At 40.6% G+C, this 1,004-nt stretch carries 2 protein-coding genes; one reads left to right on the top strand and one right to left on the bottom strand.

Features of this window, described 5'->3' with window-relative positions; translation table 11 throughout:
• A partial coding sequence (locus LSE01S_RS11245; RefSeq protein ID WP_156470533.1) for a helix-turn-helix domain-containing protein occupies nucleotides 1–168 on the bottom strand: 168 nt, incomplete at its 3' end.
• A 363-nt stretch (nucleotides 169–531) separates the two neighbouring features.
• Here LSE01S_RS11245 and LSE01S_RS10625 point away from each other — a divergent pair.
• Nucleotides 532–1,004 (top strand): type I restriction endonuclease (locus tag LSE01S_RS10625; RefSeq protein WP_061777596.1); only part of this gene is annotated, 473 nt, incomplete at its 3' end.

Genomic DNA, 1,004 nt, shown 5'->3' with positions numbered 1-1,004 from the left:
GATTTCGTCTGGCGATTTACCGGATTGAGTTTTGGCCTGGCCCTGGATCCACTTATGAACTGTTGAATAGCCAATGCCATATTCTCTGGCCAGTTGGGCAGCTGATTCGCCTTGCTTATATAGGTTGATAATGTTTTGTTTGAATTCTTTGTCGTAATGAGTTTGCATGTAAAAATTCCTTCCTTTTGAGAGATGATTTATTCATTATACCCTCTCTTAAAAGTTGTCTCAGGAATCAGCTTACATCCACCTGAGTAACTAGACCAATGTAAAACAACTTCTCTTTAATCGTATAGCGAGAACCTTTTCTGCCCATAGAAAAACTCCTCCTTAGGTAGGCAAGCTTTGATTATTTGCTTGTCTACCCAAAGAGGAGTATATCCACTTAATAATTAACCTTCCGTCTTTTTGATGCTTGTCTATTTGGCTTTATTTGTATCCTAGCTATATTAAATTATGAAGCCTAAACGCTAATCTGTTCGCGTATAATAAACTAGTGAGTAATTTAAAGGTGGGGGAAGGAATGTTTTTATGTTGGAACTGTCATTTGAAAAAGAAGTTGTTAAAACCTTAACGACTGGAAGCAATCAATGGGTGGAACGCAAAGACCTATATGGTGCGACGCCGGATCAATTATGGGCTAATTTTCGTGATAAATTAAATAACAATAACTATGCTAAATTGCAGGGATACCCTTTAACTGATACCGAATTTAATCAAGTTAAACGGGCGATTGAGGTCCGGACACCTTACGAAGCAGCTAAGTTACTAGCCGCCGAAAATGGCATTGGCAAAGTGGAAGTTGAACGTGATGATGCTAAGCTGGGCACGGTGACGCTTGAGTTGTTTTGGAAAGCGGACGTCGCTGGTGGTAAATCTAGTTATGAAGTGGTACGGCAAGCGGTACGACCACGGCTAGCTGGTACTCAAGACGTCGACCCTGATCGCCGGTTTGACGTAACCTTATTAATTAATGGGTTACCCTTAATTCAATTGGAACTGGC

Source organism: Levilactobacillus senmaizukei DSM 21775 = NBRC 103853, from assembly GCF_001592085.1.
Classification (GTDB): Bacteria; Bacillota; Bacilli; order Lactobacillales; family Lactobacillaceae; genus Levilactobacillus; species Levilactobacillus senmaizukei.
The sequence above is the reverse complement of the archived record's forward strand: the minus strand, read 5'-3'. Positions and strand labels throughout refer to the sequence as shown.